Annotated in this window: 16 protein-coding genes and 4 pseudogenes; 10 read left to right on the forward strand and 10 right to left on the reverse strand. The window is 68.3% G+C overall.

The window, feature by feature from the left end; translation table 11 throughout:
- Positions 1 to 63 precede the first annotated feature (63 nt).
- Both A6A29_RS12590 and exaC read left to right on the forward strand, forming a co-directional pair.
- Positions 64 to 1,317, forward strand: a complete 1,254-nt coding sequence (locus A6A29_RS12590; protein WP_241838440.1) for a GAF domain-containing protein — start codon at positions 64 to 66, stop codon at positions 1,315 to 1,317.
- 166 nt (positions 1,318 to 1,483) lie between these two features.
- Positions 1,484 to 3,007 (forward strand): acetaldehyde dehydrogenase ExaC, encoded by a 1,524-nt coding sequence (gene exaC, locus A6A29_RS12595; RefSeq protein WP_073720122.1) that lies wholly within the window; start codon positions 1,484 to 1,486, stop codon positions 3,005 to 3,007.
- Positions 3,008 to 3,697: 690 nt separating this feature from the next.
- On the opposite strand, the pseudogene A6A29_RS46430 reads toward exaC, so the two are convergent.
- A pseudogene (locus A6A29_RS46430) lies at positions 3,698 to 3,963 on the reverse strand (transporter); the annotation flags it as partial.
- Between the two features lie 43 nt (positions 3,964 to 4,006).
- On the opposite strand from A6A29_RS46430, the gene A6A29_RS45225 reads away from it, so the two are divergent.
- Complete coding sequence (locus A6A29_RS45225; protein ID WP_158074393.1) at positions 4,007 to 4,180, forward strand: hypothetical protein; 174 nt, start codon at positions 4,007 to 4,009, stop codon at positions 4,178 to 4,180.
- Positions 4,181 to 4,206: 26 nt separating this feature from the next.
- Here A6A29_RS45225 and A6A29_RS12610 read toward each other — a convergent pair whose 3' ends face one another.
- The 3 genes from A6A29_RS12610 to A6A29_RS45780 form a co-directional block, all read right to left on the reverse strand.
- Positions 4,207 to 5,277, reverse strand: coding sequence for an iron-containing redox enzyme family protein (locus A6A29_RS12610; protein ID WP_073720123.1), 1,071 nt, complete (start codon positions 5,275 to 5,277; stop codon positions 4,207 to 4,209).
- Positions 5,274 to 5,516 carry a CDGSH iron-sulfur domain-containing protein gene (locus A6A29_RS46435; protein WP_073720124.1) on the reverse strand — a complete coding sequence of 81 codons (243 nt, stop codon included), beginning with the start codon at positions 5,514 to 5,516 and terminating at the stop codon, positions 5,274 to 5,276. Before A6A29_RS46435 ends, A6A29_RS12610 begins: the two co-directional genes overlap by 4 nt.
- 800 nt (positions 5,517 to 6,316) lie before the next feature.
- Positions 6,317 to 6,472, reverse strand: coding sequence for a DUF6131 family protein (locus A6A29_RS45780; protein ID WP_198953052.1), 156 nt, complete (start codon positions 6,470 to 6,472; stop codon positions 6,317 to 6,319).
- 464 nt (positions 6,473 to 6,936) lie between these two features.
- Between A6A29_RS45780 and A6A29_RS12625 the strand changes: the two genes are divergently transcribed.
- From A6A29_RS12625 to A6A29_RS12640, 4 genes are all read left to right on the forward strand, one after another.
- Entirely contained in the window at positions 6,937 to 8,121 is a 1,185-nt protein-coding gene (locus A6A29_RS12625) for an alcohol dehydrogenase catalytic domain-containing protein (RefSeq protein ID WP_073720126.1), read from the forward strand.
- A gap of 55 nt (positions 8,122 to 8,176) precedes the next feature.
- Positions 8,177 to 8,779 (forward strand): flavodoxin family protein, encoded by a 603-nt coding sequence (locus A6A29_RS12630; protein WP_073720127.1) that lies wholly within the window; start codon positions 8,177 to 8,179, stop codon positions 8,777 to 8,779.
- Between the two features lie 56 nt (positions 8,780 to 8,835).
- Positions 8,836 to 9,723 carry a glucose 1-dehydrogenase gene (locus tag A6A29_RS12635; protein ID WP_073720128.1) on the forward strand — a complete coding sequence of 296 codons (888 nt, stop codon included), beginning with the start codon at positions 8,836 to 8,838 and terminating at the stop codon, positions 9,721 to 9,723.
- Positions 9,724 to 10,375: 652 nt separating this feature from the next.
- On the forward strand, positions 10,376 to 10,576 hold the full coding sequence (locus tag A6A29_RS12640) for a hypothetical protein (protein ID WP_073720129.1): 201 nt from the start codon (positions 10,376 to 10,378) through the stop codon (positions 10,574 to 10,576).
- 664 nt (positions 10,577 to 11,240) lie between these two features.
- Here the strand turns inward: A6A29_RS12640 and A6A29_RS47800 are convergent.
- Positions 11,241 to 11,448 (reverse strand): annotated as a pseudogene (locus A6A29_RS47800) (NAD(P)/FAD-dependent oxidoreductase); the annotation flags it as partial.
- Between the two features lie 845 nt (positions 11,449 to 12,293).
- On the opposite strand from A6A29_RS47800, the gene A6A29_RS12650 reads away from it, so the two are divergent.
- The gene (locus tag A6A29_RS12650; RefSeq protein ID WP_073720159.1) at positions 12,294 to 13,412 is read left to right on the forward strand and encodes an FUSC family protein; all 1,119 of its coding nucleotides are present in this window, start codon (positions 12,294 to 12,296) and stop codon (positions 13,410 to 13,412) included.
- Positions 13,413 to 14,310: 898 nt separating this feature from the next.
- On the opposite strand, the gene A6A29_RS12655 is transcribed toward A6A29_RS12650, so the two are convergent.
- Positions 14,311 to 14,664, reverse strand: coding sequence for a PRC-barrel domain-containing protein (locus A6A29_RS12655; RefSeq protein ID WP_073720130.1), 354 nt, complete (start codon positions 14,662 to 14,664; stop codon positions 14,311 to 14,313).
- A gap of 347 nt (positions 14,665 to 15,011) precedes the next feature.
- Positions 15,012 to 15,182, reverse strand: coding sequence for a hydrophobic protein (locus tag A6A29_RS12660; protein ID WP_073720160.1), 171 nt, complete (start codon positions 15,180 to 15,182; stop codon positions 15,012 to 15,014).
- 304 nt (positions 15,183 to 15,486) lie between these two features.
- On the opposite strand from A6A29_RS12660, the gene A6A29_RS12665 reads away from it, so the two are divergent.
- Positions 15,487 to 16,803: an ATP-grasp domain-containing protein gene (locus A6A29_RS12665; protein WP_073720161.1), complete on the forward strand. Its 1,317-nt coding sequence runs from the start codon at positions 15,487 to 15,489 to the stop codon at positions 16,801 to 16,803.
- Between the two features lie 32 nt (positions 16,804 to 16,835).
- Positions 16,836 to 18,881, forward strand: a complete 2,046-nt coding sequence (locus A6A29_RS12670) for a CocE/NonD family hydrolase (RefSeq protein WP_073720131.1) — start codon at positions 16,836 to 16,838, stop codon at positions 18,879 to 18,881.
- 255 nt (positions 18,882 to 19,136) lie between these two features.
- Here A6A29_RS12670 and A6A29_RS12675 read toward each other — a convergent pair.
- The 3 genes and pseudogenes from A6A29_RS12675 to A6A29_RS12685 all read right to left on the reverse strand — a co-directional run.
- Positions 19,137 to 20,602, reverse strand: a pseudogene (locus A6A29_RS12675) (NF041680 family putative transposase).
- 139 nt (positions 20,603 to 20,741) lie between these two features.
- Positions 20,742 to 21,152: pseudogene (locus tag A6A29_RS12680) on the reverse strand (cation:proton antiporter domain-containing protein); the annotation flags it as partial.
- A gap of 29 nt (positions 21,153 to 21,181) precedes the next feature.
- The coding region (locus tag A6A29_RS12685) for an integrase core domain-containing protein (protein ID WP_206745368.1) at positions 21,182 to 21,548 on the reverse strand (367 nt) is incomplete at its 5' end.

Below are 21,548 nucleotides of genomic sequence, written 5' to 3' on the forward strand. Positions count from 1 at the left end.
TGTCGCGGAGGGCCGACCGGGGTCACGATGGGCAGGCGCGACGCCCCTGGACGGGAGGGTGAGTTGACGGACCCCTGGGTGGCTCTGGCAGCCGACGCGGATCCCGGCGAACAGCTCGGTGCGCTGCGTCATGCGCACGAGGTGTTCACCTCGGCGGGACGGCTGGAGCGACCGGTACGTTCCGTGGTGGGCGAGTCATGGCGCCGATCGGCCCGCGCCAGGGTCAGCCCGGACGGTGCGGCGCTGGTGGACCTCGGTGCGGAGGAACTGGGTTCCTACCGGGAGGCCCACCCGCTGGCCCGTGCGATGCCGGTGATCCGCGAGCTGATGAGCGCGTACGCGACCGACGGGGAGCATCTGCTCGCGGTCTGCGACGCGCACGGCAGGCTGCTGTGGGTCGAGGGTCATCCGGTGACGCGGCGACGCGCCGGAGTGATGAACTTCGTGGAGGGCGCCCGCTGGGCGGAGTCCGTGGCGGGCACGAACGCGCCGGGGACGGCGATCGCCGTGGACCGGCCGGTCCAGGTGTTCGGCGCCGAGCACTTCCTCCGGCCGGTGCAGCAGTGGACGTGCGCCGCGGCCCCGCTGCACGACCCGCGGACCGGGCGGGTGCTGGGAGCCGTGGACATCACCGGCGGGGACCGGCTGGCGCACCCGCACAGCCTGGCGTTCGTGCAGGCCGTGGCGCGGGCGGCCGAATCCCAGCTGGCGCTCCTGGCACCGCCACCGACCGGTGAGTCCGTGCAGCTCAGCGCATTGGGGCGGGACGAGGCGATGCTCGTGGCGCAGGGCCGGAAGATCCGGCTCAGCAGGCGCCACAGCGAGATCCTGGTGGCGTTGGCCCGCCGTCCGGAGGGCCTCGGGGGTGACGAACTGCTGGTCGAGCTGTACGAGGACGAGTCCGTGACCCCGGTGACGCTGCGGGCCGAACTGTCCCGGCTGCGGCGGCTGCTGGGTCCCGACCTGCTGCGCTCGCGCCCGTACCGGATCGCCGCCCCGGTGGACGCCGACTTCGACACGGTGGCGCGCAGGCTGGGCTCCGGGGCGGTGGCCGCGGCGATGGGCGCGTACGCGGGCCCGCTGCTGCCGGGGTCGCAGTCCCCCGCCGTGGTACGGCTGCGCGGGCAGCTCGCCGACCAGTTGCGGGCCGCACTGATCGACCGGGGCGATCCGGGCCTGCTCGCGGACTGGGCGTACAGCCCGTGGGGTGAGGAGGACCTGCCGGTCTGGCGGGCCCTGGCCGGGGCCGTGCCGAGGGAGCGGCGGGCCGCGCTGCTGGCCAGGGTGCGGGGGCTCGACGCGGAGCAGCGCGGGTGACGGCGTGGCGGTCGTGGCCGCCTGCCGTCACGACGCCGCCGGGTCCGCGCCGTCGTGTCGACGGGCCCGCCCCACGCCGTGCAACGACGTTGCAACGTCGCGTTCCCTAGCCTCGCGCCGAGGGCCGTCCAACGGCGGGCGGCACCGCATCCGGGAGGCCACAGAGATGACCCGTTACGCCGCGCCGGGCACCGAGGGCGCCATCGTCTCGTACGAGTCGCGCTACGACCACTGGATCGGCGGCGCGTACGTCCCGCCGGTCCGGGGCCAGTACTTCGAGAACCCGAGCCCCGTCAACGGCCGCCCGTTCACCGAGATCGCCCGCGGCACCGCCGAGGACGTCGAGCTGGCCCTGGACGCGGCGCACGCGGCGGCCCCCGGCTGGGGGGCGACCTCGGCGGGCGACCGCGCCTCGGTCCTGAACCGGATCGCCGACCGTATGGAGGCGCATCTGGAGGAGCTGGCGGTCGCCGAGAGCTGGGAGAACGGCAAGCCGGTGCGCGAGACGCTGGCCGCCGACATCCCGCTGGCCATCGACCACTTCCGGTACTTCGCGGGTGCGCTGCGCGCCCAGGAGGGCTCGCTCAGCGAGCTCGACGACGACACCGTGGCGTACCACTTCCATGAGCCGCTGGGGGTGGTCGCGCAGATCATTCCGTGGAACTTCCCGATCCTGATGGCCACCTGGAAACTGGCCCCGGCGCTCGCCGCGGGCAACGCGGTGGTCCTCAAGCCGGCCGAACAGACCCCGGCCTCCATCCACTTCTGGCTCACGCTGGTGTCGGACCTGCTGCCGCCGGGGGTCGTCAACATCGTCAACGGCTTCGGTGCGGAGGCGGGCAAGCCCCTCGCGTCGAGTCCTCGTGTCGCGAAGATCGCCTTCACGGGCGAGACGACGACGGGGCGGCTGATCATGCAGTACGCCTCCGAGAACATCAAGCCGGTGACGCTGGAGCTGGGCGGCAAGTCGCCGAACATCTTCTTCGACGACGTGTCCTCGTCGAACGACGACTTCCTGGACAAGGCCCTCGAAGGCTTCACCATGTTCGCCCTCAACCAGGGCGAGGTGTGCACCTGCCCCTCACGTGCGCTGATCCAGCGCGGGCACTACAACGAGTTCCTGGAGGCGGGCATCGCCCGCACCGAACAGATCGTGCCGGGGCACCCCCTGGACACCGACACGATGATCGGCGCCCAGGCGTCCAACGACCAGTTGGAGAAGATCCTTTCGTACCTGGACATCGGACAGCAGGAGGGCGCGAAGATCCTGACCGGCGGCCGGCGTATCGAGCACGGAGGCGAGTTGGAGGGCGGCTACTACGTCCAGCCGACGATCTTCGAGGGGGACAACCGGATGCGCGTCTTCCAGGAGGAGATCTTCGGCCCGGTGGTCGCGGTGACATCCTTCACCGATTTCGACGACGCCATCGCCACGGCCAACGACACGCTGTACGGCCTCGGCGCCGGCGTCTGGACCCGGGACGTCAACACCGCCTACCGGGCGGGCCGCGCGATCAAGGCGGGCCGGGTATGGACGAACTGCTACCACGCGTATCCGGCACACGCCGCGTTCGGCGGGTACAAGCAGTCGGGCATCGGCAGGGAGAACCACAAGATGATGCTGGAGCACTATCAGCAGACGAAGAATCTTCTGGTGTCGTACTCGCCGAAGAAGCTGGGCTTCTTCTAGAGGCATGAGAAAAGGTGCCTGACCTGGGCTTACATCGGTCAGGCACCTGTCGCTCGATGCGGAAACAACCAGGAGTGATTCACGTGGAAACTCCCACTACCTCCCACAGCTGTCCCGCTGCCGACCAGGTGTTCCGGTCTATTCCCGGTCCACGACGGCTCACCTGAGCGGAGCTTCGCCTCGACTGACGCGGTCCCACTCCTTCATCGACTGTTCGATGAGGCGGTTGGCGTGCTCCTGGAGGCCGTCGAGAACTTGGCGTAGAAACGGAACAGCACCTCGATGCTCCGGCCCGCTCGACGAGCACACTCCGCGGGACCCACACCCGAGTAAAGCCAGCAGGAGATTCCAGCGTGTCGCAGGTCATAGGACCGATTGGCCAGGCCGGAGGCCAGTTCACCCCGGGTGAATACGTGCTTCCGGGCTCGCGACCACATCACGCCGTACGCAGCAGCCGCCAGGGCAGCCAGGTCACGTCACCAGCGTTCCCAGAGCGCGCCCTCTCAAGGGCTGAGAGCGCGGAGAAGGGGCTCCGAAGGGAGCGGCAACATAGCGCGGGAACGCCGGTTAGCCAAACCGGCGATCCCGCGCATCATTGGTGTTCCACCGCCACGACCTGACCGCACGTCAAAGGCACCGCCCGGGCGGCCACAGCCCTCACTCGAAAATACGCATGGCCAAGGTCTGCGTTCACGCTGCCGCGTAGCTCGCGCGGAACAGCTCCTGGGCACGCTCCACGTCCCTCTGAGTACGAAGCTGCACCTCCAGGTCGCCCGTCCCGCGGTGTCCGAGCCCCGTCACGTCCCTGGTGAAGCCGGGGACGAGGTCGAACCGCGCCGGATTCACCTTCGGGTAGACGAGGACCTTGCTCCGCTGAGGCGTGCAGACGCAGGCGAAGTCCCGCAGCCGCCGATAGGCCGATAGTGCTTGCGCTGAACGCGGTTCACACCGTCCCCTGACTTAGCTAGTGCTCCCGCCGCAAAGCAGCGGGGTGATCACGTGCTCGCCGCCGTGGCGGCCTGTTCGTCGTGTTCACGCAGCATCCGCATGACGGTGGCGGGTGAGGCCACTGGCAGCGGGTTCGGCGAGTTGACGGAGGGCAAACGAGTGAGCTTCACCATCCTGCGGGATGACAAGGGCCTGAAGGCCCGCGAGATGGCCCGCAGCGCCTGAGCATCCCGGCCGCCCTCGGATCACGCCTACTTGCCCCTTGCGGCACACTTCCCAGGGCCTTCAGCACTTGATGCCGGCGCTTCGCGCGGGTGCACGGTGAGTGAGGTGCGGCCGTCGCGCCAGGCGGTGAGAAGGTGGTCGCCAAGGCGGGTCTCAGTCCATGCGGTGGCATCAATACCGAAGGCGATGTCCTCGTCGAGGGAGGGTTCGGTTTCGAGGAGGCCGCCGATGACGTCACGGCGGACGATCTGTTCGTGGACCGCGTCGGCTTCGACGTGCTCGGCGTAGAAGTGGACGGCCGCAGGACCCGCGCCGGCGCGCTGCAGGCCGTTAACGAGACGCCGTGAGCCGGGCGAGGAGGTGATCTCCACCGCGGCAAAGTGACCCACCAGTGCTCCGCGCAGCGACCGGTGCAGTCCAAACAGGGACATGAGATTGACGACGGTCAGCGTCTCGGCGGCGGCTGCGTCGACGTATCTCCCGTACGCGGATTCCAGGCCCAGGTCCGTCATCAGATCGGCGAAGAGACGGGCGTGGATGCGTTCGGCCCGTCCGGCGCCGAACTCGTCGTACTCCACGGCGGCCATCGCAGCCTTCGCCCGGCCCGTCAGTCGCGGAATGACCCAAACATGCGGATCGGCCTCTTTCAGGTGGTAGAGAGAGCGGTGGGCCGCGTACTCGCGGAAATGCCACAACTCCCCTTGGTTCTCGAGGAAATGAGAGGGGCTGTCGGCGCCAGGGTCGATGGGTTCGACGAGAATCCCCGCAAGAGCCTCTTCGGAACTCCTCGGCGGGCCAATGTCGGCACGGAGCGCGGCCAGAAACCGACACTCCATCTCCGCACGCAGCCTCAGCAGTCCAGGTTCCCACTCCCACGCGGCGTCGACGCCGACGAGACCCCGGTAGTGCAGTTCGTAGCAAAGGTAGAGAGCCAGTTGTAGATCGTCCCCGTACGGGTCCGCCACCTCTGCCGCCGCCCTCACCTCCTCCGGCAGCGCCGTCCCCGCGGGCCGCGTCAGCGTCTCCAAGACGGTGCGGGAGAGTTCGCCCCTGCTCTGCGGTAGCACGGGGACGGCGGTCTGGGCAGCGGCGGTCATGTGGTGGGCCTCTTCTGTCGGCGGCGGTGGCTGGTGTCGCACCAGGGAAAAGTGCGACTGCGTCGGCAGACGCAGAGCGCGACGGCGAACCGGTCCGACACCACGCTGCTCCCGTCGTCGAGAACGACCTCGACTGGACCTTCGACGAGCACCGGCCCGTCCTTCGTGGTGGCCCTGATACGGCGCGGCTGCCCGGCGCGCGTATACGCAACCGGTTGTTCAGCGGGTCCGTTCGGCACGGATAATCGCTTCCTTCCTCTCTTCGTCAACACAGATGCACCCCGGCTCCCGCAGCCACACCGGACGGGAATGCAGCACGGCCGAAGGGGATGCGACGCCGGTCGATCGCGTCCGGCACTGAGGCCCGGCCATCCCAGCGCGGTCAGGGTCGGGGGCGCCGCAGAGGGTGGAGTGCACGAGCAGCGGTACACCGCTGGCCCGCAGCGCTGTATGTGCTGCCGCTTATCTCGTCCCGCAGAGCCCGTCGGAGCCCGCCCCCAGGCCACCGCCGCACCATGGGGCGCGCAGCGGCCTCGGGGCCAGGGAAAGAGGGCGGGTTGCTGACGATGAGGTCGATCCGGCGTCCGCCGACCGGGGCGAAGAGGCCGCCGTGGAGGACCTCGATGGGCAGCCGGGGGTGAACACCGGCCCGCGAGTTGGTATCGCCGGCGAGGGCCCATTGCCGGTGCACGTCCAGGACGATGGCGCCCGCCTCCAGGCCCGCTCCAGAACCTTCGCCAGCGGCAAGGGTGACCACCTGCGAGTCGCGCATCGCCCCACGGGCCAACACTTGGCCGCTTCCGGGGGCATTTCGTGCCTTCTGACCGCACATGTGCACCTCACCGTCTACGCCCTACGCCTGCCGCCGGGTGCACCCGGCGCGGGGCCGGTCGGTGCGGCGAGGGGCGCTCCACAGGCGGGCCTCTAACGGCACACCCAGCCAATGCATCACGTGCCGCCTGCCCGGCGGAGCGGCCTTCACACGGCCCGTCCGCGCCGGGCTCGCGATCCCCTCGCCGCAAGGAGGGATTCCTTCCGGCTACCAGTAGTGCCGTCGGCCTCCCACTGCGTGCCCCAAGGCGCCCAGGGCCCACAGCACCACGCCGATCCCCACCAGGACGATCCCGATCGTCCACAGCACGCCGATGCCGGCCACCAGGCCGACGATGAGGAGAATGAGTCCGAGGATGATCATGGCGCCTCCGATGGAAAACAATCCTAGGTTCCAGGGTTGCCCGGTTTTCCAGGCCGCACAACAGGAGCCGGGCACTCCGCCCGGGGCCGCCCCCAGCGATTCGACTCCCGGGCCCCCGGGCCGTGTCAGCTTGGGCAGCCTGGGTACGCGCTGCTCCATCACCGTCCCACCGTCACAGGGAGTGAACGTGTCCATATCGAGGAGTCCGTCGAGGTCGCCGTACCCATGCGTACACCTACGACCAGTGGACCTGATTCGAGGACTTCCCCCAGTTCATGGACGCGGTGGAGCGCATCGAGCAGCGCACCCCGCGCCTCACCCTCGGGGTCACCAAGGTCGACGGGGTGAGCCGTGAACCAGCACCAGCACCAGCACCCACCATTTCACCTTTGTCCGCATTTGCTCGGATAATGATGCAGGGGAGCTCGGGGCCGGGGCCAGGGGGATCCGACATGGGAGGCACTATGAGGGCTCTGACCTGGCACGGCAGGCGTGACGTACGGGTCGACACGGTCCCGGATCCGAAGATTCAGGATCCGACCGACATCATCGTGAGGATCACCTCGTCCGGGATCTGCGGTTCGGACCTCCATCTGTACAAGGTTTTCGGCCCCTATCTGGACGCAGGGGACATCCTCGGTCATGAGCCCATGGGTATCGTGGAGGATCGCGGCCCCAACGTCACAGCTCTGTCGGCCGGCGACCGGGTGGTGATCCCGTTCAATGTCTCCTGCGGGACATGCTGGATGTGCGGGCAGGGCCTGCACTCCCAGTGCGAGACCACCCAGGTCACCGACCGCGGCACAGGCGCTTCGCTCTTCGGATTCTCCAAGCTCTACGGCCAGGTGCCCGGCGGGCAGGCGGAGTTCCTGCGCGTCCCCTTCGGCAACACCCTCCCCGTCAAGGTCCCCCACGGACCGCCGGACGACCGGTTCGTCTACCTCTCCGACGTCCTGCCCACCGCCTGGCAGTCTGTGCAGTACGCCAGTATCCCGCCCGGCGGCAGCGTCACCGTCATCGGCCTCGGCCCGATCGGTGACATGGCCACCCGGATCGCCCTTCACCAGGGGGCGGGGCTGGTCATCGGCGTCGATCTCGTACCCGAACGGCTCGCAAGGGCCCGCGCGAACGGCGTCCACACCCTGGACCTCAATGAGCACGGCAAAAGCGTCGCCGAGGAGATCCGCCGGCTCACCAAGGGGCGCGGCACCGACTCTGTTGTCGAAGCGGTGGGTATGGAGGCACACGGTGCGCCGGTCACCAAGGCGGTCCAGCGGTTCGCCGGGCTGCTCCCAGACTCGCTCGGCGAGAAGCTGATGGACCGCGCCGGGGTGGACAACATGGTGGCGTTCAATCTGGCGGTCGACGCGGTCCGCCGAGGCGGCACCATCTCTGTCATCGGCGTCTACGGCGGCGCCATCGACCCCGTCCCCATGCTCACCCTCTTCGACAAGCAGATCCAGCTGCGCATGGGCCAGGCCAACGTCAAACACTGGGTCGACGACCTCCTCCCGCTCCTGGACGACACCGATCCGCTGGGCGTGGACGGCTTCGCCACCCACCGGCTCCCTCTCGAAGAGGGGCCCCAGGCGTACAAGACGTTCCAAGAGAAGCGAGACGGCATGGTCAAGACCCTCCTCACGCCTTGACACATCACCTACGCATACGGCCCTCCCGGGCCGACTCACAACGTTCGGAGGCTTCATGACCCGCGTTCTGGCGCTCGTCTGCACGCTCACCCCGTCCCCCGACCGCTCCAGCAGCCATCACCTCGCCGAGCAGGTGATGTCCGAACTCGCCGCCCTCGGGGTCCAGGGCGAGACCATCCGGGTGGCCGACCACCACGTAGGTTCGGGCATCGCCCGGGACATGGGCGGCGAAGACGCGTGGCCGGGGCTGTGGGAGAAGGTCATGGCCGCCGACATCGTTCTCCTCGCCACCCCGATCTGGCTCGGCCACCCCTCCAGCCTCTGCCAGCGCGTCCTGGAACGGCTCAACGCCGACATCTCCGAGACCGACGTCCAGGGACGGCAGCTGTTCTCCGGCAAGGTCGGCGCGGTCGCCGTCGTCGGCAACGAGGACGGCGCCCACAAGGTGAGCGCCGACCTCTTCCAGGGCCTCAACGACCTCGGCTTCTCCCTCGCCCCGGGCGCGGTCACCTACTGGGTCGGCGAAGCCCAGCATGGCACCGACTACCAGGACCTCGATGAGACCCCAGAGGCCGTCGCGGCCACCACCAAAGCCCTCGCAGCCAACGCCGTCCACTTGGCGAATCTGCTTCAGGGCGCGCCATACCCGCCCGCCTGAGCACGAGACACCGCAGCCGAGACCGTCGCGCAGCACATCGAAGAGAGGCGCCCCCGATGCCCGAGAACCAGCCGGCCGACAATCCGGTGGACAAGTACCCGCAACCCGAGTTCGACCAGCAGGAGCAAGCCCACCCCGGCTGGACCGGGCCCATGGACCCGCCCCCCGACCACGGCGAGCACTCCTACCGCGGCTCCGGCACCCTGACCGACCGCAAGGCCCTGATCACCGGCGGGGACTCCGGCATCGGCCGCGCGGTCGCCCTCGCCTACGCACGCGAAGGCGCCGACGTCCTCTTCACTCACCTCGCCGAAGAACACGACGAAGCCCGCGAGACAATCCGCCTGGTCGAGGAAGCCGGGCGCACGGCGATCGCGGTCGAGTGCGACATCCGCGAGGAGAAGGCCTGTCGCAACCTCATCGACCGGACCGTCCGGGAGTTCGGCCGGATCGATGTCCTCGTCAACAACGCCGGCTACCAGATGTCCCAGCCCGACGGGATCGCCGCCATCACCACCGAACAGTTCGACCGGGTGGTGCGCACCAACCTCTACGGCATGTTCTGGCTCTCCAAAATGGCTCTCCCCCATATCTCCGCAGGGGGCAGCATCATCAACACGGCCTCCGTGCAGAGCTACAAGCCCAGCCCGCACCTGCTGGACTACGCCATGACGAAGGGCGCGATCGTCACCTTCACCCAGGGCCTCGCGCAGATGCTCGCCAAGGACGGAATCCGCGTGAACGCGGTCGCCCCGGGCCCCGTCTGGACACCTCTCATTCCGGCTACTCTGACCGACACCAAGGAGTTCGGGAAACAGTCCCCTCTCGGGCGTCCCGCCCAACCCGCCGAGTTGGCCCCCGCCTACGTCTTCCTCGCTTCCCCCCAGGCCGGCTACATCACCGGCGAGATCGTCAACGCCACCGGCGGCACCCCCCTCCCCTGATCGCGCACCTCGGGAGGGCACAAATCATCTGCCAGGACCACGGGCATTCCCATAGCCGTCTCCACCGAGCGGTAGCGCGACTCCACCCCCTCCCGCGCTCGGGACCCTCCTCAGGAGGACCGTGAACAGCGAATGCACAGATGACGGGCGGACCGGTGCGTCACACCGGCGCCCCGGCGCCCCGACGGCGTGAGCGCTGGGAATACTCGCGGAGACCGCGGAACAGGCCCGGGTCAGCCTCTACGCCCTTCCACCGGCTGACCGGCGGCGGGGACCTGAAGCTCGACACGGCGCTGGAGCAGCTGCGGGCCGCCGGTCATGACGCCCAGGACGGCCTGCTGGTGCGCGAGAGCGTGGGCCGCAATGTCATCCCAGGGCGGTCTTCGGCCCTGACTTTCACCCTTGACCCGCAAAGGCGTTCCGCCTTCGAAGCCGAGGCTGAGGCTTCCGCAGAAGCGGGGCCGACGCCGGTTTCGTGACGGAGACGTACCTGCTGTGCCCCGTGCCCGCGGCTGTGCACGTCACACACCAGACGCGGTTCCACCCGCGCAAGTACCTCCTGGCCTCTGGCCGACAACGTCACCGCACGAGGCGGTGCTATTCACGAACGCACCCGCGCCCCACCGGCTTTACCGAGGAAAGTCCGTGCAAGGTGACAACCGAGCGGGACGCGACGATCGCGGCGAAGGACGTCGTCGCCGCCACCCACTACCTGGTCTTCGACCGGGCGCTCCACTTCACCCGCTTGTCGCCCCGCCGCGAACTGGTCGTCGCCGCTCCCCTCCCCGCCGCCGAGGCACCGCGACATGCGCGCCCATCGGAGATCGCGTTCCGAGTCCTTGCGGAGGCATGAGCCACATTTGCGGTTCGCCATGAGAAGCGATCCCACTGATGACAGCTGCTTACGCCTGCCAGAACGGGGCAAGTTGAGGACAGCCGTTGGCGATACCCGCGCCGCCACGTCTCCGCAGCTGAGGGCGCCTCGGGTAGGAGCCTTTTCAACAGTGCGGCCGCCGGAGAGGGTCGCACTCCCCCTTACGTGCGCGGCAGGCCCCGACCACTCAAGGACGGCAGCCGTGATCCAGAGTCACCCCCTGCACCCCACGTCGACGAGGCGCGCCCGGCGGCATACGCGGCGTGCCGTGCCCGTGCGCATGGCAGTGAGCGCCCAGTACGTGGAACACGCACCGCAGGAAGCGGTTTTGCTCCGTGTTACCGGAGAGATCGACTGCGACAGCGTGCACACACTTACGGGTGCTCTCCAGGTTTTCCAGGCACCAAGAACGATCAGAGATCTCACCCGTGTCGGCTTCGCTGACAGCGCCCTCCTCCATGCCTCGTGGACGCCCGCAGCCGCAGCCTCCTGATTCTGCTGAAACCGCTGCCCGGCCGGATCCAACGGCTCTTCGAAGTGAGCGACACAGCCCGCTCGTTCACCCTCGCACCCGACGTGCTGGCAGCTCACCGTCTATGACCGTCGATTTCCTGCAACGAAAGGCTGCCACCCGGGTATAGGCCACCAGTTCGCCGCACAGCGCTGGTGCGGACACGTCGGCGAGCGCGGCACGCGAGGCCGGTGCGGCCCCGCCCCCGCAGTGCGTACGCCTACGGAGCGCCCGCCACGGACGACGATCTCGTACGCGCTCTCCGCAGCGGTTGCACGCCACCGTGCCGCTCCAGCCGGCGCATCAGGGCCGTCGCGAGGGCTCCGGCTCCCCGGCGAGGAGGTGCACAGGCCGGGCGAAGGCTCGCTCGTGTACCAACGCCGAGGAAGAACCTTGAACACCTTCGTGGTGAATCGCGCCCAAGCACTCGTATGACGGTCACAAGGTAAGCGCCGTGGTCAGTGGTCTTGGCGTGGCACCGCCGGGGAGCACCACGTCATGCTGTGGATGCTCTTCGAACTCTGGGGCCTCTGCTCAGCCGCCGCAGCCCGCCAGGGATCCCGCCCGAGGCTGGGCTCTTCGCACCCGAGACTCCAGCGCCGACCCGCAGCAGGGGGTCGCGGACCCCCATCCCATCCACGGTTCCGTGCGGCATGGGCCGGGCGCACGACCCACCGATCCCGGCCTCAGTCTGCCTGGTCCACCAGCAGCATGTGGCCCAACTGGTCCGTCCGTCTGCCGTGAGATGGATGCGGACGTCCGTGAGGAACTCCTTCAGATCTCTGTAAGCCAAGTACGACCCCGCACGCTCCGCCACCGCGCTCAGCGGCGCCCGCAAGATCAACAGATGCTCGTGCCTGCGGGCTATCCCTTTCGTGCTGCGGGGCATTGAGGATCTCCGGGAACAAGCCGATCGGGCTGCTCACATAGGTCGCGCTTCGGCCGCGGGCCAGGTCCGCACAGCGACGACGCTAACCCTTTCGAGGATGCGAACGGCACGACCGCGCTGCGGGGTGAGCCCTCTGCCCTTCGCTTTCCGGCGCACGCCCAGCCCGTACCTCTGCAGCCGGCTGCGGCGCATATCCTCACCGCTCGGGGGCACCGCGGCAGAAGGTTGGCGGCACTGTACCTGGGCGAGGACCGCCCTATTGGGGAGTGGACAGGTTGGCACGGGACGCACGTTGGTTGGCTGCCGGCCGGTGGGCCGGACGGGAGTGGACGGCGGTCCGGCGGTCCGTCCATGGCGCGTTCGAGGAGTCCGGGCCCGAACGGGACGCCCTCGTCCAGTCCCTCAAAGCAGCCGCGGCGGCGATCATCGCGTGGGCCCTGACCGGATGGTGGCTCCAGGCTCCCATGGCGCTCCTGGCTCCCTGGACGGCTGTCGCCCTGGTCAGCAGCACCGTCTACCAATCACTACGCACGGGCATCCAGCAGTTCGGCATCATCGCCTTCGGCACGGTGTGGGCGTCGGCCACCATGGCCATCACGCATGACCAAACCATGGCCGCCATGCTGCTCACCCTCCCGTTCATGACGTTGCTCGGGAACTACCGCCGTTTCGGGAACCAGGGCATCCTCGGGGCAAGCACGGCCCTTTTCGTCATCACCTACGGATCGTCCAGCAGTTCTACTGTCGGTCACCGGCTGCTGGAGACACTGATCGGCGCAGTGGTGGGTATCACGGTCAACGCCGTCATCCTGCCCCCAGTCCATCTGCGCAGCGTCCGCGACCGCCTGCGCCAACTCGCGCGGGAATCGGCAGACCTGCTAGACAGCATGGCGCACGGCCTGCGCGAGGACAACCCGTTGGAGAAGGCCGAGAACTGGCACGCCGAGGCGTCCCGTCTGTCGATGTCTCTCCAGGGCGTGGCCGACGCCAGGCACTGGGCCACGGAAGGGGCGCGCTGGAACCCGGGCGGACGGCTGCGACGGACGGGGCCTCCGCCCCCGCCTTTCGCCGAGGATATTCGGTGGGGCCGGGTCTGCACCCGCATCCTCGCTGTCGCACGCACTCTGGACGGAATCGGCGGGGACGACAAGGGCCTCCCCACGCCGCCTCCCTGCTTCCTCGTCGAACTGTCCGACGTACTGGAGCAGGCCACCCGCGTATGCGCCGAGGAGAGCGAGCCGTCGGCCCCCTCTGCCGCTGCCCAGCGCCGCGAGGTGGCATTCGGCATGGCATGGACCGCGTACCGCACCCTCGCTGCGAACTTCCGGCGACAGGAGGGGACAGTTGCCGCCGTCGGCGGCGAACTGTTGGTGGAGACGCGGCAATTGCTCATGGAGCTGACCCCGCTGCCCTGAGCAACGCCGGCCACCGGTCCCGCGTCCCGGCGGACGGTGCCGAGAGCTGTGGCCGGTCCGGTTTCCATGGGCGTACGTAACGCGCAGCCATGGCTTGTGCGTGGCCGGCAGGTGCTGGATCCGCGCCAGTGACCGGCGCTTGGTCTCCAGGGAGCGGGGGACGTTGAGGGCTCGACTCTCTCCTTCTGCGCGGCCAAGGCGGGCAGATGTGGGGCGGACCGTCTTGAGGGCACCGCGAGATACGCACCGCCAGGAGCACGACGTTGTCGCCCATGGCCGATGCCACCACTGCGTCCGCGGTCTGCTCCAGCACGGGGGCAAGTCCTGTTCCCCCGGGAACTGCAGCAGGTATGCGGTTTCCCGCGTCGACGCGTGCGAGGAACGGTGGAGGCGAGATGGAACCGCACGTTGCGGGCGCTGGTGGTGCGCTGGATCTGGATGAAGGCGGAGATGCCCATGGAGTCGCACAGCTGGAGATGCGTGCGGTCGAGACGCAGTTCGCGTCGCGTGGCTGCTCGGCGAGACACCTGTCCGCGGGTGCGTTCCTGGTCGGCGAGGTGGGGCAGGTCGTCCACCTGCGGCCATCCGGCCGAGGGGTCGGGTGCGGGAGCCCCCTCCGCGAGCAGCCGGGCGGCGGTACGGGCGTCAGGCGCCCAGACATTGGCGCCGAGCAGTCATGCGTAGCGGCAGCCGGTTTCTTCCGAAGAGTTCCCCGCCCGAGGACCGCCGCGAGATCCAGCGGGAAGGCTTGTGCCACGGTGCGGGCCACGCACTCCCCGCACGTGCTCTCCGATCGTCATGCGGAACACGTGAACCAGCGTCGCCCGGCCGGTGCACGAGAAGTGGGGGCCGACCGGAGAATCTCCGGTCGGCCCCCACTTCCGGGGTGGTACTGGTGTCAGGCGCGGCGGTGGCTGGTGTAGTAGCTGCCGAGCTGCTCGTGGTACCCGGAGTCGCCCACATGCTTGTCCTTGTCGAACTCGGGGGAGTTCTTGATCTGGTCCTTTGTGAGGTCGACGAAGATCTTCCGCTCGGCGTGGTCAACGGTGCGCACGGTGCCGGCGGGCAGCAGGACGTGCTTCCCGAGGATCCAGACACCGGTGTCGACGACGAGATACGCGGAGTTGACGTCGTCCGAGTGCTTGTCGACCTTGCCGATGCTGCCGTCGGTGGCCTCGACCTTGTAGCCGATCAGGTCGGTTCCAGCGGTGTGGCCGGCGGTCGGCTGGTAGCCCCAGATGCTGTCACTCATAAAACGGCTCCCTCATCGAAATTTCTGCTCCACATTCGCGTGAAGTCGGATCGGGCGTCTCCGGCAATCCGGTGACGCGCTCTCGGAACACCGCGTGCCCTGGATGCAGGGGCCCACACATGAACGCGGCGAAAATTCTGGTGAGCGGACACGCAGTCCTGGAGATCACGGTTGCAGACAGCGCATCCAACCAGGTATCCCGATGCCCCTGGCTCTCGCGTGAACCATCCGTTCCCGCTCCTTGCTTCGTACAGGAATCCATAGGATCGGCAGCCGACGTGCGGGTGGGCCGCGACGATAATTCGTCGCGGCCCACCCGCACGTCGGCTGTGCTTTTCAGACTGGTTTCACCAGCGGTACCAGCGGCCCCGCTTTCCACCGCTCGCTGCAGGACGGATCACGAAGCCGAGCAGCCACACCACCAATACGATAATGGCGATCCACCACAGGGCCTTCAGTGCGAAGCCGGCACCGAAGAGGATCAGGGCGAGCAGAAGAACAAGAATGACAGGAACCATGGTTATCAACCTCCGAGGCCTCATGTGCCCTGGCGTGCCGGCTTCATTCCTCACGTGTCCTGTGGGGCTCAGGTTCGCGTGATCTGCCGGTGGCAGCGCGGCTGTACCGGTGCGGGGCGAGAAGGCAGGAGGGAAGACCGGTTCGTCGCCGGGTGGTGGGGCGGCCATCGTCGACAGGCTGGAGCCGTCCCTACGGTCGGCGGGTCTTGCCTTCCCGCGCCCAGGTGCCCGGCCGCACTCGGATTCGGGACGCGACATGCGGGTACGCGTCGGTGATCCGTCCCCGAGCCGAAAGGCGTACGGCATGTCAGCACAGCAACGGCACAATATCTTTGTCATCGGTCTGGACCCGTCGAATCTTCCGACGCTCACCGCCGTCCCCGATGCGGACACATATGACTTCCACCCTCTGCTGACGATCGAAGAACTGCAGGAGGGCGAAGTATCCGTACCCGAACTACTCAACAGCGCGCGAAGGGTACTCGACGCCTTCGAAGGTCCTGTCGACGCGATCGTCGGCTACTGGGACTTTCCGGTCAGCACCCTCGTGCCGATACTCGGAAAGGAATACGGAACCCGCACCACGAGCCTGGAATCCGTCGTCAAGTGCGAGCACAAGTACTGGAGCCGTCTGGAACAGCAGAAGGTCATCGACGAGTATCCGCGCTTCGGTCGCGTGGACCTCGAAAGCGACGATCCGCAACCCCCGGACGAAGTGAGCTTCCCCATGTGGCTCAAGCCCGCGCTCTCGTACTCCTCGGAACTCGCCTACTCCGTTTCGGACATGGATGAATTCCGTGCGGCGGTCAAGGAGATACGCGGCGGGATATCCCGGGTCGGCAGGCCCTTCGAGCACGTGATGGATCTTCTGGAACTTCCCCCGGAAATGCGTGGTGTAGGGGGACAGGTGTGCCTGGCGGAAGAGTCCATGACCGGTCTCCAAGCCGCCGTCGAGGGCTATGTGCATGACGGCGAGGTCACGGTCTACGGGGCCTTGGACTCGATCAACTATCCCGGCTCCTCCTCCTTCCTCCGCCATCAATACCCGAGCGCTCTCCCCGATGACGTGATCAGCCGAATGTACGACGTCAGCCGACGGACCATGGAGCAGATCGGCATGGACCGGGCCACGTTCAGCATCGAATACTTCTACGACCCCAAGACGGGTGACATCAGCCTTCTGGAGATCAATCCGAGGCACTCCCAGTCGCACGCTGAACTGTTCGACTACGTAGACGGCGCCCCCAACCACCACCGGATGCTGAGCCTCGCGCTGGGCCGCGACCCCGCCCTCCCGGCCGCGCGCGGCCCGTACCGGCTCGCGGCCAAGTGGTACTACCGTTGGTTCGGGGAGGGCCGTGTGCACACGGTGCCCGGCGCCGAGGAGCTGGCCCGGATCGAGAAGGAGATCCCGGGCGTACGGATCGACGTGGTGCCCCACGAGGGACAGCGGCTCTCGTCCGTCCCCCAGCAGGACAGCTACAGCTACGAGGTCGCCCACATCTTCACCGGCGGCGACGACGAGGACGACCTGCGCCGTAAGTTCGACCGCTGTGTCGCGGCGCTCGGCCTCACCTTCGACCGGACGGCGCCGGGCGGACGTGACCAGAAATCCGCCTGATCCCCCACGGGCCGAGGAAAGGAGCATCCCTCATGCGTCATGTGGAACAGCTTCCCTGCGAGACCAAGGAAGAGAACCACGTCACCATCCCCATGCCGGACGGTGTCCACCTCTCCGCCCGGGTGTGGCGGCCGGTCTCGTCGGACCAGGAACCCGTACCGGCGATCCTGGAGTACATCCCGTACCGCAAGAACGACCTGACCTCCACCCGCGACGCGGTCAACCACCCCTACGTCGCAGGGCACGGATACGCCTGCGTCCGGGTGGACCTGCGGGGCACCGGCGAGTCCGAGGGCGTACTCCTGGACGAATACCTGGAGCAGGAGCAGCAGGACGCGGAAGAAGTGCTGGCCTGGCTGGCCCGGCAGCCGTGGTGCGACGGGACGACCGGGATGACGGGTATCTCCTGGGGAGCTTTCGCCGCGCTCCAGGTCGCCGCCCGCAGGCCGCCGAGTCTGAGGGCCATCGTCATCGCGTCCTTCACCGACGAGCGGTACGCGGACGACATGCACTACCTCGGTGGAGCCATGCTGTCCGACAACCTGGCCGAGGCAGGGACTATGTTCGCCTACGCCACCTGCCCGCCCGACCCCCGCCTCGTGGGCGAACGGTGGCGCGGCATGTGGCACGAGCGCCTGGAAGCCGCCCGCCCCTGGGTCCTGGAGTGGCTGCGCCACCAGCGCCGCGACGCCTACTGGCAGCACGCCTCGCTCAGTGAGGACTACACGGCACTGCGCTGCCCCGTGCTCGCCTCCAGCGGCTGGGCGGACGGCTACTCCAACGCCGTCACCCGGCTGCTGAGCCGCATCGACGTGCCGCGCAAAGGGCTGATCGGCCCCTGGTCCCATAAACTTCCACACCTCGGCGAGCCGGGCCCGGCCATCGGGTACCTGCAGGAAGTGGTGCGCTGGTGGGACCACTGGCTCAAGGGAGTCGACAACGGGGTGATGGAAGGCCCCATGCTCCAGGCATGGATGCAGGAGAGCGTGCCGCCGTCCACCTCCTACGAGGAACGTCCCGGTCGCTGGGTGGGGGAGCCGAGCTGGCCCTCGCCGCACATCCGTCAGGAGACCTGTCCGCTCCGCGAGCGCACCGTCCTCATGGGCGACCATGCGGCGGACGATCCGTCGAAGGAGCCGGTCGGGCAGACGCACACCGTCAAGTCCCCCCTGTCCGTAGGGCAGTTCGCCGGGAAGTGGGCTTCCTACAACGCCCCGCCCGATCTGCCCTACGACCAGCGTGAGGAGGACGGCGGCTCGCTCGTCTTCACCTCCGAGCCCCTCTCCCACCCGCTGGAGATCCTCGGATCGCCCACCGTCGAACTGGAGGTGGAGTCCTCCGAGCCGACTGCCCAAGTCACCGCCCGGTTGTCGGACGTCGCCCCCGACGGACGCGCCACCCGGGTGACGTACGGCGTACTCAACCTCACCCACCGCTCCTCGGACGAGGAGCCCGAAGAGCTGGAGCCCGGCCGCCGCTACCGGGTCCGCCTTGCGCTGAACGCCGTCGCCCAGGCGTTCCCGGAAGGGCACCGCGTACGGCTGTCGCTGTCCACCTCCTACTGGCCGCTGGTCTGGCCGGCACCGAAGCCGGTCCTGCTCACCGTGCACGAGTCCGGGAGCTCCCTCATCCTCCCGGTCCGCCCCGCGGAGGAGCGGGACAACGTGCCCAGGTCCCCGTTCGGGGAGCCGGAGGGCTGCGCGCCCCCGGACGTCACCACCCTCACCGAGCCGGAGCAGAGCTGGACCGTGACCAGGAGCCTGGTCGACTACCACTCCGCCCTGGACATCGTGAAGGACCGCGGTATGCAGAGGTTCGAGGAGAACGGGATCGAGGTCGGCCTGCGCGCATGCGAGAAGTACACCTCGACGGCCGACGACTTCGGCTCACTGAGCGGCCGGTCCGCCTGGACGATGCAGTTCCGGCGGGAAGACTGGGACGTACGGGTGGAGACATGCACCGTACTGACGTCGAACGAGGACACGTTCATGGTCGACGCCACCCTCGACGGCTACGAGAACGGCCGCCGGGTCTTCTCCCGTACGTGGAACGAGACCGTCCCCCGCGAGAGCGCCTGACCATGCCGCGCACACGAACGCCCCGGCTCGCGCCGGGGCGGGTGGTGTCGGGCACACGTCGGCCTTTCCGCCCGGACGGCCAAGGGCTGTCCCATAATCCCTGGCGGGCGCGCGACGACAGCTACGGCACCTCGCGACGCTGTCAAAACACCCGAATACATCCAGTATGCGGACGTCCCTCCGCCCTGCGATGCACCGCATCCGACGCCGCGCGCTGGTCCACCAGGGATGACGGGACAGCCCTTAGCTTGATCTTCAACCTGTGCGGCGTGGACGTGGGGTCGTTGGCTTCTTCGTTCGTCGCTTTGCGGGGTCCGTTCTGCCGACCGTGTGCACGTCGTGGCGTGGGGTTGGCCGGGTGTTCTTGCGGCCGGGTGGCCGTCCTGGGCCGGGGTGGGAGGATTTCGGTGCTCCGGCGGGACAGGCTGCCTTGGGACGGAGGTGCCGGAAGTCTCGGCGGACTTGTGCGGGGGTGAGTCTGTCGGGCGGGCTCGGTTTCTCCCACGGCCGTCGGAGGGCGGCGGGCGGCGGGCGGCGGGCGGCGGGCCAGACGTAGTTGGGTGAAGACGGCGAGGATCAGCCAGGTCCAGCGGTCGGCTGCTTCGGGGGTGCGGATCTTGGGGCCGGTCCAGCCCAGGGTCTGCTTGAAGAGGCGAAAGGTGTGCTCGATGTCGAAGCTCCGCAGGAATGCCTGCCGGAGCAGGTCAACCTGGGTCGCGGTGGCGTCGATGCCCGACCACCACACCCGCACCGGCTTCGGTGTCGCGCCGCTGGGCAGGTGCTCGACCTGCCGGCGGACCACGGTCCCCTCGTTCACCGGCGGGAGCCCAACTGGGCAGTCCAGGCCGAGCGGTGGGTCAGTCTCGGGTGAAGCCGGTCCCAGGCCCGTGCGGTGGCGGTGCCGTAGAGACGGGTCCCGGTCACCGTCTGCACGTCGGGTGTGTTCCAGGTGGTCGGGTCGCCGAAGACGAATTCACCACCGTGACGGGGCGGGCGGCCCGGGTGCCGGGCTCACGGGGCGGGACCGTGCGGCGCAAGACGCGGTCCGAACGCATCCGGCCCAGTACCTGCACCGGCAGTTCCTTCAGCAGGAAGGCCAGCCGTGGCACGTCGTATTCGGCGTCCACCACGATCAGAACGTCCGGATCGCCGTCCTTCCACTGCCCGGCCGCCATCAGCCGCTCGACGAGTTCACGCATCTGCCCAGCCGTGACCGTGGCAGCATCGTCCCCCGGGGCCAGCCGCAGCGCTTCCAGCGGCGCCGTCCACGAACTGCGGCCCGATTCCAGCGTGCAGATCACCGAGTACGGCTAGCCGGGAACAGGGATGTGCTGGTCTTTGCCCCGCCCGTAGGTGTGGCACAGGATCCGCTGCGGTGAGGTGTGCGCATCGGGCCGCAGCCAGCAGGTGAGGGCGGCGGCCAGCACCAGCCGGCCGTCCACCGATCGCGGCAGAGGCACTGCGGTCAGGGCCCGCCGAAGCCGGGCCACATCGACCTCGCCCGCGGCCAGAGCATCGTAGAGCCCACCGTGCCCGCGACGATGCTCGTCCACCAGCGGCAGCTCCACCAGCGACCGGACCGGACCATCGGCGCACAACACGGCGTCCGCGAGCTCGAACAACGCATCTGCACGCCTGGTCAGACAGGAAGAGAACTCACCCCGGAAGCGTGACAGATCCGCAAACGGATCCGGCCGGACAACGCGATGCGACAGACTCATCCCCACGGCCTTCGTGCTGAGCGATGGTTGTTCCTCGGTCGGATCACATGCTCAGCCGAAGGCCGCCCGCGTGTACGGCAGTTACCAGTCCGAATGATCAAGTACGACGAGCTGTTCGGAGCCCAAGGTTAAGATGAAGTTAGGAGTCGAACCGCCGCCGGTCCAGTCGTCTAATCACGGGGGTGGCCGACACCCCGTGCAGCAGCACGGAGGCGAGGACGGTGAACGAGACGACCGCCCAGAGCTCCTCGGCGTACCCGGTGAAGGGAACATGGCCGAGGGCGTATGCCAGGTAGAAGAGCGAACCGATGCCCCGGATGCCGAACAGCGCCGTGACCAGACGCTCGCGGCGGTCGGCCGGGAAGCCGAGCTGGGAGGCGAAACCGGCAAGCGGGCGGATCACCAGGATGAGCGCCGCCGCCAGAAGCGCGCCCTGCCAACTGAGTGTCGGCAGGCCCTCGGTGACCAGGTAGCCACCCAGGAGGAAGAGCAGCAGAGCGGTCAGCAGGCGTTCGATCTGCTCGGTGAAGTGGTGCAGCACCTGGTTGAAGTTTCCCCGTGATCCTGGACACTCGTCCGTTAATCCGCGAGGGCGTGTTGATGCCGCTGCCTGGTCTCGGCCGGGGTGAGGTAGCCGAAGATCTTGTGCTTGCGCAGGCGGCGGCGGTTGTAGAAGGTCTCGATGAAGTTGAAGACTTCGGCGCGGGCGGTGGCCCGGTCGGGCCAGGTCCGGGTTCCGATCTCTTCCTTGAGCAGAGCCCAAAAACTCTCTGCTGCGGCGTTGTCGAAACACGAACCGGTGCGTCCACAGCTCTGCCGTAGCCCCAACTCTATTATTTGGGCGCGGAATTGAGCCGAGGTGTACTCGCTTCCGCGATCACTGTGGACCACGCATCCGGGCTCCAGACCGCCTCGGCCGTGGGCCATATCGAGCGCGTCCACGATG

This window comes from Streptomyces sp. TSRI0281 (genome assembly GCF_001905125.1).
In the GTDB taxonomy this organism is placed as follows: Bacteria; Actinomycetota; Actinomycetes; order Streptomycetales; family Streptomycetaceae; genus Streptomyces.

What these genes read in the sequence shown, in the direction of transcription:
- A6A29_RS12610 (WP_073720123.1), bottom strand. Translation starts at nt 5,277, where the DNA reads ATGACCGCCGCTGCCCAGACCGCCGTCCCCGTGCTACCGCAGAGCAGG.
- A6A29_RS12665 (WP_073720161.1), top strand. Translation starts at nt 15,487, where the DNA reads ATGTCAGCACAGCAACGGCACAATATCTTTGTCATCGGTCTGGACCCG.
- A6A29_RS12635 (WP_073720128.1), top strand. Translation starts at nt 8,836, where the DNA reads ATGCCCGAGAACCAGCCGGCCGACAATCCGGTGGACAAGTACCCGCAA.
- exaC (WP_073720122.1), top strand. Translation starts at nt 1,484, where the DNA reads ATGACCCGTTACGCCGCGCCGGGCACCGAGGGCGCCATCGTCTCGTAC.
- A6A29_RS12630 (WP_073720127.1), top strand. Translation starts at nt 8,177, where the DNA reads ATGACCCGCGTTCTGGCGCTCGTCTGCACGCTCACCCCGTCCCCCGAC.
- A6A29_RS12655 (WP_073720130.1), bottom strand. Translation starts at nt 14,664, where the DNA reads ATGAGTGACAGCATCTGGGGCTACCAGCCGACCGCCGGCCACACCGCT.
- A6A29_RS12660 (WP_073720160.1), bottom strand. Translation starts at nt 15,182, where the DNA reads ATGGTTCCTGTCATTCTTGTTCTTCTGCTCGCCCTGATCCTCTTCGGT.
- A6A29_RS45780 (WP_198953052.1), bottom strand. Translation starts at nt 6,472, where the DNA reads ATGATCATCCTCGGACTCATTCTCCTCATCGTCGGCCTGGTGGCCGGC.
- A6A29_RS12625 (WP_073720126.1), top strand. Translation starts at nt 6,937, where the DNA reads ATGAGGGCTCTGACCTGGCACGGCAGGCGTGACGTACGGGTCGACACG.
- A6A29_RS12670 (WP_073720131.1), top strand. Translation starts at nt 16,836, where the DNA reads ATGCGTCATGTGGAACAGCTTCCCTGCGAGACCAAGGAAGAGAACCAC.